1 rRNA gene (only partly in view) is annotated in these 270 nt (G+C 48.5%); it reads right to left on the minus strand.

The annotated features are described in order from the left end of the window. Nucleotides 1-55 precede the first annotated feature (55 nt). Nucleotides 56-270 (minus strand): 23S ribosomal RNA (locus IEW75_RS15660) (its annotated part continues 1,028 nt past the right edge of the window); the annotation flags it as partial.

Genomic DNA, 270 nt, shown 5'->3' on the forward strand with positions numbered 1-270 from the left:
CTACACATTCAATTCTGTTCTTGCTTCGAGTCCATCAAAACCCCTTGGGTGTTGTATGGTTAAGCCTCACGGGCAATTAGTATCAGTTAGCTCAATGCCTCACAGCACTTACACACCTGACCTATCAACGTCGTAGTCTCCGACAACCCTTTAGGATACTTAAAGTATCAGGGAAGACTCATCTCAGGGCTCGCTTCCCGCTTAGATGCTTTCAGCGGTTATCGATTCCGAACTTAGCTACCGGGCAATGCGTCTGGCGACACAACCCGA

This window comes from Lutibacter litoralis, from assembly GCF_014646675.1.
GTDB lineage: Bacteria > Bacteroidota > Bacteroidia > Flavobacteriales > Flavobacteriaceae > Lutibacter > Lutibacter litoralis.